This window comes from Eikenella exigua (genome assembly GCF_008805035.1).
Lineage (GTDB): Bacteria > Pseudomonadota > Gammaproteobacteria > Burkholderiales > Neisseriaceae > Eikenella > Eikenella exigua.
Genome location: NZ_CP038018.1, coordinates 530,436 through 546,543 on the forward strand (window position 1 = coordinate 530,436; position 16,108 = coordinate 546,543).

General features: G+C 57.6%; 17 protein-coding genes and 1 pseudogene. 3 read left to right on the forward strand and 15 right to left on the reverse strand.

All coding sequences use genetic code 11. The annotated features are described in order from the left end of the window. Nucleotides 1-78 precede the first annotated feature (78 nt). The 4 genes from EZJ17_RS02790 to EZJ17_RS02805 all read right to left on the reverse strand — a co-directional run bounded on the left by EZJ17_RS02790 (nucleotide 79) and on the right by EZJ17_RS02805 (nucleotide 3,422). Entirely contained in the window at nucleotides 79-909 is an 831-nt protein-coding gene (locus EZJ17_RS02790) for an alpha/beta hydrolase (RefSeq protein WP_067442554.1), read from the reverse strand. Nucleotides 910-1,082: 173 nt separating this feature from the next. Next, the gene (locus tag EZJ17_RS02795; protein WP_067442552.1) at nucleotides 1,083-1,904 is read right to left on the reverse strand and encodes an undecaprenyl-diphosphate phosphatase; all 822 of its coding nucleotides are present in this window, start codon (nucleotides 1,902-1,904) and stop codon (nucleotides 1,083-1,085) included. An 85-nt stretch (nucleotides 1,905-1,989) separates the two neighbouring features. Further along, on the reverse strand, nucleotides 1,990-2,658 hold the full coding sequence (locus EZJ17_RS02800; protein WP_067444494.1) for a thioredoxin domain-containing protein: 669 nt from the start codon (nucleotides 2,656-2,658) through the stop codon (nucleotides 1,990-1,992). A gap of 38 nt (nucleotides 2,659-2,696) precedes the next feature. After that, nucleotides 2,697-3,422: an SPOR domain-containing protein gene (locus tag EZJ17_RS02805; RefSeq protein WP_067442548.1), complete on the reverse strand. Its 726-nt coding sequence runs from the start codon at nucleotides 3,420-3,422 to the stop codon at nucleotides 2,697-2,699. A 366-nt stretch (nucleotides 3,423-3,788) separates the two neighbouring features. Between EZJ17_RS02805 and sucC the strand changes: the two genes are divergently transcribed. Further along, nucleotides 3,789-4,955, forward strand: a complete 1,167-nt coding sequence (gene sucC / locus EZJ17_RS02810) for an ADP-forming succinate--CoA ligase subunit beta (RefSeq protein ID WP_067442546.1) — start codon at nucleotides 3,789-3,791, stop codon at nucleotides 4,953-4,955. A gap of 10 nt (nucleotides 4,956-4,965) precedes the next feature. Continuing rightward, nucleotides 4,966-5,856, forward strand: coding sequence for a succinate--CoA ligase subunit alpha (gene sucD, locus EZJ17_RS02815; protein WP_003823180.1), 891 nt, complete (start codon nucleotides 4,966-4,968; stop codon nucleotides 5,854-5,856). A gap of 352 nt (nucleotides 5,857-6,208) precedes the next feature. On the opposite strand, the gene mutL is transcribed toward sucD, so the two are convergent. The 11 genes and pseudogenes from mutL to EZJ17_RS02865 all read right to left on the reverse strand — a co-directional run bounded on the left by mutL (nucleotide 6,209) and on the right by EZJ17_RS02865 (nucleotide 13,841). After that, nucleotides 6,209-8,140, reverse strand: a complete 1,932-nt coding sequence (gene mutL, locus EZJ17_RS02820; protein ID WP_067444497.1) for a DNA mismatch repair endonuclease MutL — start codon at nucleotides 8,138-8,140, stop codon at nucleotides 6,209-6,211. Between the two features lie 56 nt (nucleotides 8,141-8,196). Continuing rightward, complete coding sequence (gene aroC / locus EZJ17_RS02825) at nucleotides 8,197-9,300, reverse strand: chorismate synthase (RefSeq protein ID WP_067444500.1); 1,104 nt, start codon at nucleotides 9,298-9,300, stop codon at nucleotides 8,197-8,199. A gap of 96 nt (nucleotides 9,301-9,396) precedes the next feature. After that, complete coding sequence (locus EZJ17_RS02830) at nucleotides 9,397-9,738, reverse strand: zinc ribbon domain-containing protein YjdM (protein WP_064083853.1); 342 nt, start codon at nucleotides 9,736-9,738, stop codon at nucleotides 9,397-9,399. Nucleotides 9,739-9,923: 185 nt separating this feature from the next. Then, complete coding sequence (locus EZJ17_RS10765; RefSeq protein WP_255361159.1) at nucleotides 9,924-10,073, reverse strand: DUF2625 family protein; 150 nt, start codon at nucleotides 10,071-10,073, stop codon at nucleotides 9,924-9,926. After that, nucleotides 10,009-10,602, reverse strand: a complete 594-nt coding sequence (locus EZJ17_RS02835; RefSeq protein WP_255361160.1) for a DUF2625 family protein — start codon at nucleotides 10,600-10,602, stop codon at nucleotides 10,009-10,011. Before EZJ17_RS02835 ends, EZJ17_RS10765 begins: the two co-directional genes overlap by 65 nt. A 162-nt stretch (nucleotides 10,603-10,764) precedes the next feature. After that, nucleotides 10,765-10,956: a hypothetical protein gene (locus tag EZJ17_RS10505; RefSeq protein WP_231868068.1), complete on the reverse strand. Its 192-nt coding sequence runs from the start codon at nucleotides 10,954-10,956 to the stop codon at nucleotides 10,765-10,767. Between the two features lie 164 nt (nucleotides 10,957-11,120). Then, the gene (locus EZJ17_RS02845; protein WP_067444503.1) at nucleotides 11,121-11,450 is read right to left on the reverse strand and encodes a hypothetical protein; all 330 of its coding nucleotides are present in this window, start codon (nucleotides 11,448-11,450) and stop codon (nucleotides 11,121-11,123) included. A gap of 96 nt (nucleotides 11,451-11,546) precedes the next feature. Then, nucleotides 11,547-11,777, reverse strand: coding sequence for a hypothetical protein (locus tag EZJ17_RS02850; RefSeq protein WP_369799468.1), 231 nt, complete (start codon nucleotides 11,775-11,777; stop codon nucleotides 11,547-11,549). Between the two features lie 172 nt (nucleotides 11,778-11,949). After that, nucleotides 11,950-12,138, reverse strand: a complete 189-nt coding sequence (locus tag EZJ17_RS02855) for a hypothetical protein (RefSeq protein ID WP_067442537.1) — start codon at nucleotides 12,136-12,138, stop codon at nucleotides 11,950-11,952. A 212-nt stretch (nucleotides 12,139-12,350) separates the two neighbouring features. Continuing rightward, nucleotides 12,351-12,758: a hypothetical protein gene (locus EZJ17_RS02860; RefSeq protein WP_067444507.1), complete on the reverse strand. Its 408-nt coding sequence runs from the start codon at nucleotides 12,756-12,758 to the stop codon at nucleotides 12,351-12,353. Nucleotides 12,759-12,924: 166 nt separating this feature from the next. Beyond that, nucleotides 12,925-13,841 (reverse strand): annotated as a pseudogene (locus EZJ17_RS02865) (aconitase family protein). 408 nt (nucleotides 13,842-14,249) lie between these two features. On the opposite strand from EZJ17_RS02865, the gene recD reads away from it, so the two are divergent. Further along, nucleotides 14,250-15,950, forward strand: a complete 1,701-nt coding sequence (gene recD, locus EZJ17_RS02870) for an exodeoxyribonuclease V subunit alpha (protein ID WP_067445026.1) — start codon at nucleotides 14,250-14,252, stop codon at nucleotides 15,948-15,950. Nucleotides 15,951-16,108: the final 158 nt, after the last annotated feature.

Genomic DNA, 16,108 nt, shown 5'->3' on the forward strand with positions numbered 1-16,108 from the left:
GCCTACATATAGATTGATTGTAACTCAATGCAAAGAAAGGATGTTTGATTAATTAAACTACGGGATTTTAGGTAATCTTTATTCGCTGTGCCGGTTGAAGAAATCCAGCAGCTGCGTTTCGTAGCCGCCCATGCCGAAGAGGCCGAGGTGGGTGCCGTTGGGGATGAGGATCAGCTGTTTGGGCTCTTGGGCGAGCTCGAATAGGATTTGCGAGTGTTTGGCGGGGATGACTTGGTCGGCGGTGCCGTGCATCAGCAGCAGGGGGATGGGGCTGATTTGCGCCACGAAGCGGCGGGCACTGTAGCGGTTGCCCACCAGGATGCCGGCGCCGGGGAGTTTGTCGTTGGCGATGCTGGAATAAGAAGAGAAGGTGGATTCGATGGCCACGGCGCGCACGCCGGCTTTGTTGCCTGCACCCACCACGGCAATGACGTTGGTGCCGCCTAGGCTCTGGCCGAACACGAGCAGGCGCTCGGGGTTTACATCGGGGCGGCTGCGCACATAATCCAGCGCGGCGTTGCTGTCGGCAAACAGGCCTTCGGGGCTGGGCTCGCCTTCAGATTGGCCGTAGCCGCGATAGTCGAACAGGAAAACGTTGTAACCGTGTTCGGGCAGCCATTTCACGGCCTGCCAGTGGGCGGTGAGGTTTTGCGCGTTGCCGTGGAAGTGGATGATGGTGGCACGGGCTTGCTTGGCATCGGCCACGCCGCGTGCGGGCACAAACCAGCCGTGCAGGCGTGTGCCGTCGGCGCTTTGGAAGGAGACGTTTTCGTAGGGCAGGCCGGATTGGGCGGGAGAGCCGTAGTCGGCATGGTCGGGATAGTAAAAGGCTTGCTTGGCGCAGGAGGACAGGCCAAACAGGATGGCGAGGAGGGAGGCCAGGCCGAAGAGAATGGATTTGTGTTTCATGGTTAGTGTGGGCGGCAGCCTTGGTGCGGAGGCTACCTGAAAAATAGCGTTGCCGTTTTAGCTTTGCTTTAACTTGCGTTATTTATTTCAGGTAGCCTTTATTGTTGCTGGGTTGAGGCTACCTGAAAAAGATAAATGAGACTGTTTCAGCTAGCCTTGCCTGATTGGATATTCTACCAATTCACCCAGCCGCACAGCCAGGTGAGTAGGATGATGCCGCCGAAGATGATGCGGTAGTAGGCAAAGGGCACGAAGTTTTTGCTGGAAACAAAGCATAGCAGGGCTTTTACGGCGATGAGGCCGGAAGCGAAGGCAGCAGCAAAGCCGAGGGCGATAAGGCCGAAATCCTGTGCGCTGAATGTGCTGAGGTGTTTCAGGATGCTGTAGCCGGAGGCGGCCACCATAATCGGCACGGCGAGGAAGAAGGAAAATTCGGTGGCGGTTTTGCGGTCGAGCCCCCACACCATGCCGCCCATGATGGTGCTGCCGGAGCGGGAAGTGCCGGGAATCAGCGCTAAAATTTGGAATAGGCCCACGGCAAGCGCATCGCGCGGGCGCATATCGTCCACGCTGCGCACTTTCGGCGGTACGCGGCTTTGCCGTTTTTCAATCCACAAAATCAAAAAGCCGCCCACCACCAGCGCCGCAGCTACGCTCACGGGGTTGAACAGCACTTTTTCAATGAAATCGTTAAGCAGCAGGCCGATGGCAGCGGCAGGGATGAAGGCGATGGCCAGGTTGAGTACGAAGCGGTTGGCAAGCCGATCTTTGCCGATATGGGTGAGCACATGGGTGAAGCGGGTACGGTACTCATACACCACAGCAAGGATGGCGCCGAGCTGGATGGCGATGTGGAATACGGCGTGGCTTTCGGCATCGAAGCCGATGAGGCTGCCGGCTACAATCAGGTGGCCGGTGCTGGAAATGGGCAGGAATTCAGTGAGGCCTTCGATGATGCCGAGAATGAGGGCTTTGAAGGCGAGGAGCAGGCTCATTGGTTAAACTCTTAAAAACATGGGATGAATGCTTTTCAGGTAGCCTGTATTGGAGTACGGGCTACCTGAAAATCTTTGTGCCGCATTAGCGGTTGGCCTGGCCGGCGATGGTTGCGCCGCGGCTGCGTACCAAGGTGCGCGGGGCGGGGGCAGGCATGTTGCGTTCGGCACGTACTTTTTCAATCAGCTCTTGCAACACAGCCATGTTTTGGGAGTTGGTCAGCTCGTATTTTCCGCCCACTACGATAACCGGGGTTTTGGTGATGTTGTAGGTGATGGTGTTTTGCTGCATGGTTTGGGCGGCGGCGGCGGCCTGCGGGCTGTTATAGGCGGCGAGCAGGCGGTTGCCGTATGGCTGCTGCTGAATCCAGGCTTTCAGGCCGGTTTCGTCGGTTACGGTGCCGTCCATCAGTGCTTTGAAAATGGCTTGGTTGGCTTGGCGGGAAAGGCCGGTGGATTTCACGGCAGCCGCCAGGCGGGCGAGGGTTTGGTGGGCTGGCTGCCACACTACGTGCTCTTGACGCAATACGGTGTCGGAGGCGAAGTGTCTGCTTTGCTGTTCGATAGTTGCTTCAAGGTGTTGGCAATGGATACAGAAATAGCCGAAGAATTCGGTTACTTCGATTTTATTGGGCTGCACAGGCTTGATCACGTTGCTGCGTACTATGTAGTCCGTGTCTTCCACGGCTTTGGCTTGGGCGGCGGTAACGGTAAATATGGCGAGTGCAGAGAGAAGTAGGGCTTTCAGTTTCATTTTAATCCTTCGTTAATGTGGGGTTGATGAAGTGCTGATCAGTCGGCTTGGCGGGTGAGGGTGTCGATGCCGTTGCCGCGCAGTTTGTCGCTGAGGGCTTGGGCTTCGGCACGGCTGAGGCGGCTGCTTTGGATACGGTAAACGGTTTGGCCGTCGCTGCGTTTGCTGCTGGCTACGCGGGCGTTTACGCCGAGCATGGCGAGTTTGGCACGCTGGGTATCGGCAGCTTGCGGGTTGTTGTAGGAACCCATCTGTACGATGTAGTGGCCGTTGCCGCTGTTGTGCGCTTCGGCTTCACGACGTTGGCGGCGGGCTTGCTCGCGGGCACGCTCCACATTGCCACTTTCCAAAATCTGTTCAGGTGTGGGTTTGGCTTCCGGCTCAGGCTTGCGCTGTGGATCGCGCGGTTTGGTTTGCACGGTTTTGTCTTCCTGTGTGGGCTTGTCTTCCGGGCGTTGTGCAGGGGTGCTGGCCTGCTGCGGCACGGAGGCAGCCACGGGTGGTTTGTCGGTGATGTCGCCAGGAGGCAGGGAATAGTGGCCGCTGTCGGAGCCGGCGGTGGTGTCGCTCGGGCGATGTTCTGGCTGGTGTTCTTGGCGCGGGGTGAGGATTTCGGGTTGGATTTCGGTTTTCGGCGCTTCAGGCTGTTTGATGCCGGAGGGCGTGTTGTTGAGGAAATATAAAACCACGCCGATGATGAGGGTGGCAAGCAGTAGGCCGAATATAAAGCCGGAAAGGCCTTTACCATGGGGTTTGGTTTGCATTGGGAAAATGGATTGCTAAAAAGGTGCCGCATTTTATCAAAACCGTTTGCTGTGGCGGAAGCTTTTTACATGTTCTTTCAGGTAGACGGGCGGTTTCAGATAGCCTGGGGGGCACTGGGAAAGGCTACCTGAAAAACTGCTTCGTCTATGCAGTATCTTTGCGTTCCACGCCCACAGTAGCTAGGCCATAGCCGTAGCCATACTGCCGTTTATGCATCTCCCATTTACTTGTTCTAACCAAATTGCGCTGATGTTGCCTGCGGGTTTCGTCTATACTGCGCCCTGTATTATCAAAGCTGGTCTTGAATTCGAGCCTTGCTGCTTTCTCGGTGGCAAACTGTGTTTAACCTAACTGAGGGAACTTTGATGAATCTACATGAATATCAAGCAAAAGAGCTGCTTGCGGGCTATGGTTTGCCGGTTCAGGGCGGGATTTTGGCCGCCAACGGCGAAGAAGCTGCCGCCGCCTACGACAAATTGGGCGGCAAATTTGCTGTGATTAAAGCCCAAGTGCACGCCGGCGGACGCGGCAAGGCAGGCGGCGTGAAAGTGGTGAAAAGCCGCGATGAGGCCAAACAGGTGGCCGAAAGCTTAATCGGCACCAATTTGATTACTTATCAAACCGATGCCAACGGCCAGCTGGTAAACAGCGTGTTGGTGTGTGAAGATATGTATCCGGTGCAAACCGAGCTCTATTTGGGCGCGGTGGTGGATCGTGCCGCGCGCCGCGTGGTGTTTATGGCTTCCACCGAAGGCGGTGTGGAAATTGAAAAAGTGGCCGAGGAAACCCCGGAAAAAATCTTCAAAACCGTGGTGGACCCGCTGGTGGGCCTGCAGCCCTGCCAAGCCCGCGAAGTAGCCTTCAAGCTGGGTTTGAAAGACAAGCAAGTCGGCCAGTTTGTGAAACTGATGACCGGCGCCTACCAAGCCTTCATCGAAAACGATTTCGCCCTGTTTGAAATCAACCCCTTGGCCGTGCGCGAAGACGGCAGCCTGGCCTGCGTGGACGGCAAAGTGGGCATCGACGGCAATGCTTTGTACCGCCTGCCGAAAATCGCCGAACTGCGCGATAAGTCGCAAGAAAACGAGCGCGAGCTGAAAGCCTCCGAGTTTGAGCTGAACTATGTGGCGCTGGAAGGCAATATCGGCTGTATGGTGAACGGCGCCGGCCTGGCGATGGCCACCATGGATATCATCAAGCTCAAAGGCGGCCAGCCGGCCAACTTCCTCGACGTGGGCGGCGGTGCCACCAAAGAACGCGTGGTGGAAGCTTTCAAACTGATTTTGGAAGACAAGTCCGTGAAAGGCGTGCTGATCAATATTTTCGGCGGTATCGTGCGCTGCGATATGATTGCCGAAGCCATTGTGGCCGCCGTGAAAGAAGTGAACGTAACCGTGCCCGTGGTGGTGCGCCTCGAAGGCAACAACGCTGAATTGGGCGCGCAGATTCTGAACGAATCCGGTTTGAAACTCACTTCCGCCGACGGCCTGAACGACGCCGCCGAGAAAATTGTTGCCGCCGTAAACGCCTAAGGAGAACAGAATGAGCGTATTGATTAATAAAGACACCAAAGTATTGGTACAGGGTTTTACCGGTAAGAACGGTACTTTCCACTCCGAACAAGCGATTGCCTACGGCACCAAAGTGGTGGGCGGCGTTACTCCCGGCAAAGGCGGCCAAACTCATCTGGGCCTGCCTGTGTTCAACACCATGAACGAAGCCGTGCGCGAAACCGGCGCCGATGCCTCCGTGATTTATGTGCCCGCGCCCTTCGTGCTGGATTCTATCGTGGAAGCCGTGGATTCCGGCGTGAAACTGGTGGTGGTGATTACCGAAGGCGTGCCCACGCTGGACATGCTCAAAGCCAAACGTTATCTCGAAACCAACGGCAACGGCACCCGCCTGGTGGGCCCGAACTGCCCCGGCGTGATTACCCCCGGCGAATGCAAAATCGGCATTATGCCCGGCCACATCCACCAGCCCGGCAAAATCGGCATCATCTCCCGCTCCGGCACGCTCACTTATGAAGCTGTGGCGCAAACCACCAAGCTCGGCCTCGGCCAATCCACCTGTATCGGCATCGGCGGCGACCCGATTCCGGGCATGAACCAAATCGACGCGCTGAAATTGTTTGAAGCCGACCCGCAAACCGAAGCCATCATCCTGATTGGCGAAATCGGCGGCACGGCCGAAGAAGAAGCGGCCGAGTTCATCCAGTCGAACGTGTCCAAACCGGTGGTGGGCTACATTGCCGGCGTAACCGCGCCCAAAGGCAAACGCATGGGCCATGCCGGTGCCATCATCTCCGGCGGCAAAGGTACGGCGGAAGAGAAATTCCGCGCCTTTGAAAAAGCCGGCGTGGCCTACACCCGCAGCCCGGCCGAATTGGGCAGCACCATGCTGGAAGTGCTGAAAGCCAAAGGCTTGGCATAATCCGGTTTGATTAGCTGATAAGAGGCTACCTGAAGATTTTCAGGTAGCCTTTTTTGCTGTGAGAGGCTACCTGAAAATATTGTGTCAGCGTAATGTGTGGGGAGCAGCTTGGACGTGAATGCCCGATCTACTGCTGCGGAGTGGCCGGGCACTATAGTGGATTAACAAAAATCAGGACAAGGCGGCGAGCCGCAGACAGTACACACGTTACGGCAAGGCGAGCCAACGCTGTACTGGTTTTTGTTAATTCACTATATATGCGTTTCCCATTCCCTTCATACTAAGAAAGGCTACCTGAAAAACAGTTGATCCTGTTTCAGGTAGCCTTTCGTCTGCCGCACGGGCAGCCTGTTTATTGCCCGCGCAGGAACAGGGCGTCGAGGTCGGCGAGGGTGAGTTTCACCCAGGTGGGGCGGCCGTGGTTGCATTGGTTGCTGCGGGGGGTGTTTTCCATGTCGCGCAGCAGGGCGTTCATTTCGGGCAGGGTGAGGCGCCGGCCGGCGCGCACGGAGCCGTGGCAGGCCATGGTGCTGAGGATGCGGTTTTCGCGCTCTTCCACGGTGCGGATGCTGCCGGTGTGGGCGGCTTCTTGCAGCATGCTGCGGGCAAGTTCGGAAATATCGGCTTTGCCCAGCATCTGCGGCACGGCGCGCACGGCGATGGTGTGGCTGCCCACGGCGGAGCAATCGAGGCCGTATTGGCGCAGCAAATCGGCGTGTTCGGCCAGGGCGGCCATTTCTTCGTGAGTGGCTTCGAAGCTCACGGGAATGAGCAGCTGCTGGCTGTGCAGGCTGCCGTGGCTTTGGCGCTGGGCTTTCATTTTTTCGTAGTTCACACGCTCAGCGGCGGCGTGCATGTCGATTAAGAGCAGGCTGTTTTCGGCTTGAGCCAGGATATAAATGCCGAGCAGCTGGGCGATGGCGAAGCCGAGTGGGTGTTCTTCGGCATGGGTTTCAGGTAGCCGGGCGGCTTCTGCACTGGGGGCGAAGCGGCTTTGCTCGAGGGCGGCAAGCTCGGGGTCTTCGCTGCCGCTGTGTTTGTAGAGCTCGGCATAGGTTTGCCAGGCGGCGCGGCTTTCTTGCAGGGTGAGGCGTTGCTGCTGCGGGGCGCGGGCGGGGCTATAAGCAACAGGGGTGCGGGCAATCGGGCTACCTGAAAATAGGTTGGGCGGATTGCTGGGTAGAAACTCGCTGTGTTCGTTTTGGCGAAACTCGCCTTGCTCGTTTTCAGGTAGCCTTTGGCTGTGGATGTGTTGCAGTAGGCTACCGGCATTGCTCACGCTGTCGGTTTGGTCGGCGCGGGTATCGGCCAGCGCTTTGTTCAGGGTGTGGAACACGAGCTGGTGTACGGCCTGGCTGTCGCGGAAGCGGATTTCGGTTTTGGTGGGGTGCACGTTTACGTCCACCATTTCGGGCGGCAGCTCGAGAAACAGCACGAAGGCGGGGGTGATTTGCTGGTGCAGCACATCGCGGTAGGCCTGTTTGGCGGCGTGCAGCATCACTTTATCGCGCACGAAGCGGTTGTTTACAAAACAATATTGCTGGCTGCTGCGGCCTTGGGCGAAGGTGGGTTTGGCGATGAGGCCGTGCAAACGGAGGATGCCGTTGCCGCTGTCGATGGGCAGGGAGGCGGCCTGAAAATCCGGGCCCAGCACGGCGGCGATGCGCTCGTTTTGGCTTTGGGCGGGGTATTTGGCGGTGGTTTTGCCGTTGTGCACAAGCTCGAAGGCAATGTGCGGGTTGGCCAGGGCGAGGCGGTCGAACACGGTGGCGCAGTGGGCGTATTCGGTGTTTTCGGATTTGAGGAATTTGCGCCGGGCGGGGGTGTTGAAGAAGAGATCGGCCACTTCCACGCTGGTGCCCACGGGATGGGCGGCTGCGGCGGCGGGCTCGATTTGCCCGTCGCGGGCGCGCACTTGGCGGGCGGCAGTGCTGCCTTCCTGGCGGCTGGTGAGGGTGAGGCGTGACACGGAGGCGATGCTGGCCAGCCCTTCGCCGCGAAAACCCATGCTGCGCACGTGTTCCAAATCTTGCAGCGAGGCGATTTTGCTGGTGGCGTGGCGGGAGAGGGCGAGCGGGAGGTCGTCGGCGTGGATGCCGCTGCCGTTGTCGGCCACGCGGATGAGGCGGATGCCGCCGCCGGCAAGCTCGACTTGGATGCGGGTGGCGCCGGCATCAATGCTGTTTTCGATGATTTCTTTGAGCGCGGCAGCGGGGCGTTCCACCACTTCGCCGGCGGCGATTTGGTTCACGAGGTGGTCGGGCAGGGCATGGATACGGGGCATGATGGGTCTCGGGGTTGGGCTACCTGAAAAGGCTGGATTTATTTTTCAGGTAGCCTTCAACCGTTTTGCAGTTTGGCGATATCGGGTGTGATCACGCGCACGTCGGCGTTTTGGGCGCGGTGGCGCAGGGCGTGGTCGGCGAGCACGAGGGCGAGCATGGCTTCGGCGATGGGGGCGGCGCGCAGGCCGACGCAGGGATCGTGGCGGCCGTGAGTTTCGAGCATAACAGGCTGGCCGTGGATGTCGATGCTGCGGCGCGGCGTGGCAATGGAGCTGGTGGGCTTCACGGCGAAGTCGGCGCGGATGGTTTGGCCGGTGGAAATGCCGCCGAGGATGCCGCCGGCATGGTTGCTGGCGAAGCCTTGCGGCGTGAGCTCGTCGCCGTGTTGGCTGCCGCGTTGGCGCACCACGTCGAAGCCGTCGCCGACGGATACGGCTTTTACGGCGTTGATGCCCATCAGGGCGTGGGCGATGTCGGCGTCCAGCCGGTCAAACACGGGTTCGCCGAGGCCGACGGGGACGTTTCGCGCTTCAATATGCAGCTTCGCGCCCACGGAGTCGAGCGATTTGCGCACGGAATCCATGTAGTTTTCCAAGTCAGCGATTTGGCTTTGGTTGGCGGCAAAGAAGGGGTTTTGGTCGATAAATTCTTCGCCTTCAAAAGCGATTTCAAGTTCACCCACCTGGCTCACCCAGCAGACGATTTCGGTGCCGAACTGCTCGCGCAGCCATTTTTTGGCCACGGCACCGGCGGCCACGCGGGCGGCGGTTTCGCGGGCGGAACTTCTGCCGCCGCCGCGATAGTCGCGGATGCCGTATTTGTGCCAATAGGTGTAGTCGGCATGGCCGGGGCGGAATTGTTGGGCGATGTTGCCGTAGTCGCGGCTGCGTTGGTCGGTGTTGCGGATGAAGAGGGCAATGGGTGTGCCGGTGGTGCGCCCTTCAAACACACCGGAGAGGATTTCCACTTGGTCGGCTTCGCGCCGCTGGGTAACGTGGCGGCTGGTGCCGGGGCGGCGGCGGTCGAGGTCGGGCTGGATGTCGGCTTCGGCCAGCGGCAGGCCGGGCGGGCAGCCGTCGATGATGCAGCCGATGCCTGCGCCGTGGCTTTCGCCGAAGGTGGTGATGCGGAAGAGTTGTCCGAAGGAGTTGCCGGGCATGATGGTTGAAACAAGAAGATTGGAAAGATGCGGGCGAGTTTAGCACAAAGGCTACCTGAAAATAATTTTTCAGGTAGCCTTTGGCTATTCGGCAGCCTAAGCCTTTTTCACAAATTCGGATTTGAGGTTGAGCGCGGTGCCGTTTACTTTGCAGGCGATGTCGTGGTCGCCTTCCTGCAGGCGGATGTTTTTCACTTTGGTGCCTTGTTTGAGCACCAGCGAGCTGCCTTTCACTTTCAGGTCTTTGAGCAGCACCACGCTGTCGCCGTTGGATAGCGGTGTGCCGTGGGCATCAACTGCGCTGAGGGCGTCGTCTGCTTCGGCGGCGGCATCGGCTTGGTCCGACCATTCGTGGGCGCATTCCGGGCAAACGAGGTTGGCGCCGTCTTCATAGGTGTATTCGGATTGGCATTGCGGGCAGGGCGGGAGGGTGGTCATTCGTTTTACTTGTGGTTTGAAATAGTTGGGAGGCTACCTGAAAGCCTGAAACTGTTTCCAGACAGTTTTGTAGAAGGTGTGGATTATATGGATAAAGCAATTATTTTTTCATACAAAGCGGTGAACCGAAGACAGTATACATGTATGGCAAGGTGAGCCAACGTGGTACTGGAGAAATAAGTGCTTTAGCTATGCTTGGTAAGCTGCCGTTGGTTTTCCAGCGTGGCGGCGTAGTGTTCGGCAATGGGGATAACGCGGCGGCTGGTTTGTTCAATATCTGCACCTTCTTCCGTCCACAGCGGCGGGAAGAAGTGGTAAACGCTGTCGCCGCCCAATGCGGTGACTTCTTCCTGCCAGCCTGCTCAGCGCACGTTTTCGTAGAACAGGGCCAAAATCGCCGCTAAATGCCCAGTTGAGGAAGTCGGTGTAGCCCAGTTCGCAGTCTTCCCATTCGAGGGTGTCGGGCGGGAGGTAGAACACATTGCCGGGCGTGCCGTCCAATCCACCGCCATTGAGGGCGAAGTAGCCGCCGGCGGTATCGTCTGCAATCAGATAATAGGGCGCGGGTGCGGCGAGTTCGGCTTGGGTGCGGCCAAGATTCCAACTGCCGAGGCCGCGCGGCAGGCAGGGGCTGCCCGAGCCTAGGATGCGCAGCCAGCCGTGGTTGATGAGGATGCCGCCGGTTTCATATACCACCGCGCCCATCACGGAACGGGTGGTTACTTGGGTTTTCACGAGTTCGGCTTCTGCGGCGGCCGGGTCGTGCGGCAGGATTTCCACCGGATTGGCGGCTTCGTCAAGCCACTCTTGAATCAGCGGCCAGGCGGGATCGGCGGTATTGATGAGGTCGGCTAATGTTTTCATGTGAGGCTACCTGAAAATGAGCGAAGCGAGTTTCTGCGAAGCTAAAATGAGCAAGAGCAGAGTTTTTGCGAAGCTAAAAATGGGTGGATTAAGCGTTAAGCAGCTGTTTGGATGACTATACCCTTGCCGCACAAGTTCTCCACGCATTTGGCAAGGTAATCATCATCGTGCTCGGGGTGAATCGGGCTGCCCACGGTTTTCGGCTAAGTTGTAATATGACGGGCGGGTGTTGCTGCGATAATTCTTGCTGTACCGCGCCAGGCCGGTGCGGTAACCGTGCCGCTGCATTTCGTCCTTGATGAGGATGTAATAGGCGTAGAACAGATAGGGGCTGTGAGCGAAGACGTAGTTCACTGGTATGCGGCCTGCCCCAGCCGCTGCCGCGCGGAGCGGCGCATTCGCAGTGTTGGCCGAGCAGCTGGGTGCGGGGGAATCGGGGGATAAGAGCTTGGTGCCACGGGTGCATGGATAAAGGCTACCTGAAAAAGGAAAGCGGATTTCAGGTAGCCTGCAAAGGTTTAGTCGATTGGGCGGGTTTCGCCGCTCGCGGGGTCGTCAATTTGCATACGGCCGCTGGCTTTGTCTACTTCATAGCCGAACAGGCGTGGGGCGGAGTGTGGGTCGCCGCCGCAGCTGGCGTTGTGGTTTTCGTGCACGTCCACAGTGTAGCTGTTAGCAGTTTCAGTGGTGATGAACAACAGACATTCGGGCTTCAGACTGGTTAGTCGGTGGCGGGCAACGGAGGCAGACACGCGGGCTACGGCTTGGTCTTTGTTGCTGATGGGCTCGGCTTGAGCGCTTAGGACAAGGAGGGGCAACAGGGTGGTGAGAAGGAGTGTTGGTTTCATAACGTTCTCTATTTAGGTTGGGAAGGATGGGGGCTACTTGAAAAAAGGTTTTAGGTTCGTAGAAGCTCACATGGCTCGTTTCAGGTAGCCTTTGGTTTAGCCGTTAATCAGCCAGAGTTGGCTTTGGTGGCGCTGCGCTTCAAAGGTGCGGATTTGGTCGGCGTGTTGCAGGGTGAGCCTGATTTCGTCGAGGCTGTTGAGCAGGTAGTGTTTGCGGTTGTTGTTTATGTTGAGCTTGCCATAGTCTAAATAATGCCATTCATCAAAACAGTTTAGCTGAAGCTGCTGTGTTTGATGGATTTGAGAATTGTTTGGGGATGATGGCACCGGCGTCCACATTATTGCGGTCGAGCGGGGCAACGAGGTCGGTGAGCTGGGTGAAGGCTTTCATGGCGGTATTTTCAGTGGTTTGTTTGGAGGTTATCTGAGAATTTAGCCTTCTGTTTGTATTGTTTATTTCTAAATGCCGGCAGGCGCTCGGATCTGCCGGGTGGCGGGCTTATTCGGTAGCGTTTTCGATTTTCTCACCCACGTGGGAAATGCCGCGGCCAACAGCGTTACTGCCTTTGCGCACGGCTTCGCGAGTGTGGTCGATGTTGTTGGCGGTGTCTTCTTTTATGCCGTGCCAAGTGCTGGAACAAGCGGAAAGGCCGATAGCGGTGATGGCGATGATGAGAAAGTGTTTCATGTTTTCAGCTCCTTATGTGAAGAATTGAAGATGCACGATTGGTTTGTACGGCTTCATTATCGGCTAAAATGGCGGGTATGACGGCTGATTTAGCCGGAATTTATCGGATTTTACTTTATGCTTCGTTAAAACCGGCTTTTTAGTTTTGCAGGCCCGGTTTTGGTTCCGCAAAGATGGCGTTTTCAGGTAGTCTTTGTAGATTTGGAGCCGACTTAACGGTTGCGGCCGGGGTTGTATTTGAGCACGATGCGGGTGAGATCGGAGCGGTGGCGGCGGCAGAAGGCATCTGTTTCGGCTCTGCTGGGACGGCGTTTTCCGTCTTGGCCAAGCAGGCGGATGGCTGGGTGTTCGCTCAGCATGGAGGCAATGGGTTCGTTTTCAATCTGTTTGCCGCATTCGCCGTAGCGGGCAAAGCCTTCGTAAACGTTGTTTAGGCGAGTGCGCGTGTCGATTTCGGCACGGGCAATGCGCGGGCAGGCGGCGATGAAGGCTTCAAACATGGCAAATTCGCTCAGCACGGTGCGGCACTGCTCTGGTGTGGGCGAGGCGATAGGCTCGGCGGTGGCTAGGGTAGGGCAAAGGGTGGCGAGGAGGAGAGTGGTTTTGAAGAGAGGTTTCATGGGTTTCCAATCAATTATTCGGTGTGGCTGGGAGTGGGATATTTTAACTTCGTTTTAGCTTTGCAGAAACTCAGCCTTGGCTCTGCCAAGACATCGTTTTCAGGTAGCTTTTTAACGAGGCCGGAGGCTACCTGAAAATGCAGCTTCAATTAGGAGTTTAAAATCATCAAGCCAGTTGGCGTACATCTACAAAATGCCCGGCCGCCGCCATTGCTGGGCTGACAAGGTGCGTTCTGCCGCTGTTGCCCTGCCGTCCTTTAAAATTGCGGTTGGAGGTGGGGGTGCAGCGTTCTTGCGGGGCGAGGCGGTCGGTATTCATGACAAGGCACATCGAGCAGCCTGGTTCGCGCCATTCGAAGCCCGTGTCGGTGAGGATTTTGTCCAAGCCTTCGACTTCGGCCTGCTCTTTCACCAAGCCGTAGCCGGGCATGACCAGTACGCGGTTCACGTTATCTGCCTTTTTGCGGCCTTTGGCCACGGCGGCGGCTTCGCGCAAATCTTCGGTGCGGCTGTTGGTACACGAGCCGATAAACACCACATCCACGGGGATTTCGTTCAGTGGCGTGCCGGCGGCCAAGCCCATGTATTCTAAGGCGTGCTCCATGCCTGCGCGTTTCACCGCCTCGGCTTTGTTGGCAGGATTCGGCACTTTGCCGTCCACGCCCAGTGTCATTTCGGGCGACGTGCCCCACGTTACCTGCGGCTTGCGCCAGTAGGCAACAGCTTTGTCCTAATCCGCGCCTTTGGGGGAGAATTTTCGGCCTTGCAAATAATCGATTGTGATTTGGCCCACGGCCACCAAGCCTTCTTTGATGTTTTTGTCCAAAGTGTTCACTTGCAGTTTGGGAATTGGGTCTTTAATGCCTTCGTCCCAATAGTCGGTGGGCGTGTTGTGGTTGGCGGTGGAGACCACACTGTCGATGCGCCACAGCTTGCGTCCGGCTATTTTCAGGCCTTTAAAAGCCTGCGGGCTGGTTGCTTCGTGAACGAGGTGGCTGTCGATAAGAGGAGGACGGTACAGGCTTCCGATTTGTGGACAATATGGCTGTTCCAAAGTTTGTCGTAGAGGGGTTGTGCGTTAATTGGTCAATTCCTTGGTGTGATTTTAAGATGATAATGCACAGAATGTCTAAAAATTGCAAGAAAATTAAAGATAAAGATTACCTTAAGAATGCGACAGTTTTAATTTTGTGTACATTTTGTCTGATAAGTGGATGGGAGGTTACCTGAAACGTGGCTTTAGCCAAATTATCTTGAATGAGAATAGCAAGCTAATGGGGCGTGGGTGTACCAGTCCGTATTCCTGCAGGGCAAAACGATTTTCAGGTAGTCTGAAGTGTATTATCTGTTCTTTGGTGCATGGGGACATCCGTACCCCGATACAAGCAATTTCAAGGTTGGAACGCATGTGTTCAACGCCTATAATTCATGCTTGGTTTTACCACCTATTTGCCGCCTGTGCCACCTGTAGGCTACCTGAAAGAATCCGCTATGATCGAATATCGCTACTTCGCCGCCCAAGCCGCTGCCGAAATGTTGCAGCGTTTGGCACCGCAGGCTGCCGCGCCGGTGCTGCCGCTGCTGGACGAACTGTTTGCCGCGCAAGAGGGCGGCCACAGCTACATCACGCTTACGCCGCAAGAGGCGGATGCGCTGCGTCAGGCCGCGCCGGTGGTGGGCGATGGCAGCGACTTCACGCCTTTGGTATTGCGCGGGCGGCGGCTGTTTAGCGGCAGACTGTTTGCGCTGGAGCGCAGTGTGGCTGCCGAATTGCGGCGGATTGCCCGCGGTCGGGTGAGGCTACCTGAAAATGCCGGGCTGCGGCAGCGTTTGTGCGATTGGTTTCCCGATGCCGGGCATAACGAGCAGCGGCTGGCTGCCGCGCTGGCGGTGTTACAACCGCTGATGCTGGTCACCGGCGGGCCGGGTACGGGCAAAACCACCACCGTGGCCAAGCTGTTGGCGCTGCTGTGTGCCAATGCGGCCGAGATGCCGCGCGTTGCGCTCATCGCTCCCACCGGTAAGGCTGCCGCTCACATGACCCGTTCGCTGCACCGCGCGTTGAGTGGCTTTAAGGTGGGTAGCGAGCAGGTGTTGCAGCATTTAACGGCATTGGAAGGACAAACTGTCCACCGTTTGTTGAAACTGAACACCACTGGCCGCCGCAAATTTGACCGCGAGCAGCCGCTGCCATTTGATATTGTGGTGGCCGATGAGGCTTCCATGCTGGATCTGCCGCTGCTGCACCAATTATTGTGTGCCATTCCCGAGCATGGCCGCCTGATTTTGTTGGGCGATGAAAACCAGCTGCCGCCGGTGGGCATCGGTGCTGTATTGTCCGTACTGGCACAGCCCACCGTGCTCACTGCCGAAGAAGCCGCTAAGTTGGCAGAATGGCTGCCCGAAGGCGTGCCGTTTGAGGTGCGGGAGAACCCGCCGCCACTGGCCGGCAATGTGGCGCGGCTGGAATACAGCCACCGTTTCGACCCGCAGCGTGGCGTGGGCGCACTGGCGCAGGCCGTGGTGAGCGGCGAGGTTGCTGCTGCCGAAGCTGCGTTTGCCCGCTTCACCGACGATTTATTCAGGCTACCTGAAACCCCTGCCGCCTTGGCACGCCGATTTGCCAAACAGCACGAAGCCTATTGGCAGGCGGTAAGCAGCGGCGACCCGGTGGCCTGCTTCACCGCCCAGCAGCAGTTGGTGGTGCTGGCCGCACGGCGCAGCCAGGCGGCGGAGTTCAACCACGAATACCGCAAGCTCCTGGCTGCGCAGGGCAGAGCGGCGGAACAGGGCTGGTTTGCCGGGCAGGTGCTGATGGTGGCGGAAAACGATTATGCGGTGAAAGTGTTCAATGGCGACATCGGCATCGTGCTGCCGCACGGCGATGGGCTGGCTGCGTTTTTCCCCGATGCCGGCGGTTTCCGTGCCGTATCGCTCAGCCGTCTGCCCGCGCACGATACCGCCTTCGCCATGACCGTACACAAAAGCCAAGGCTCGGAATACCAAGAAGTGTGGCTCTTGGGCGATGAAGCCGATTCTGCCCTATTCGACCGCACCCTGCTCTACACCGCCATCACCCGCGCCCGCCGCCGCTTCGGCTACGCCGGCCAGATGAGCGCCCTAGCCGCCGCTGTGCAACGCAAAAACCACCGCCGTACCGGTTTGGGCGAGGCGTTGCGTTTGGCAGCTTAACGATGCGTGTTGGGAGGGGAAAGGCTACCTGAAATTTTCAGGTAGCCTTATATTTATAGCCAGCTATATGTATGAAGTGGGGTATTTTAGCTATATGCGGGGGTGTGGCGGAGAAGTTGGATGATAGGGCATGATTAAAGGCTACCTGAAAATGGATT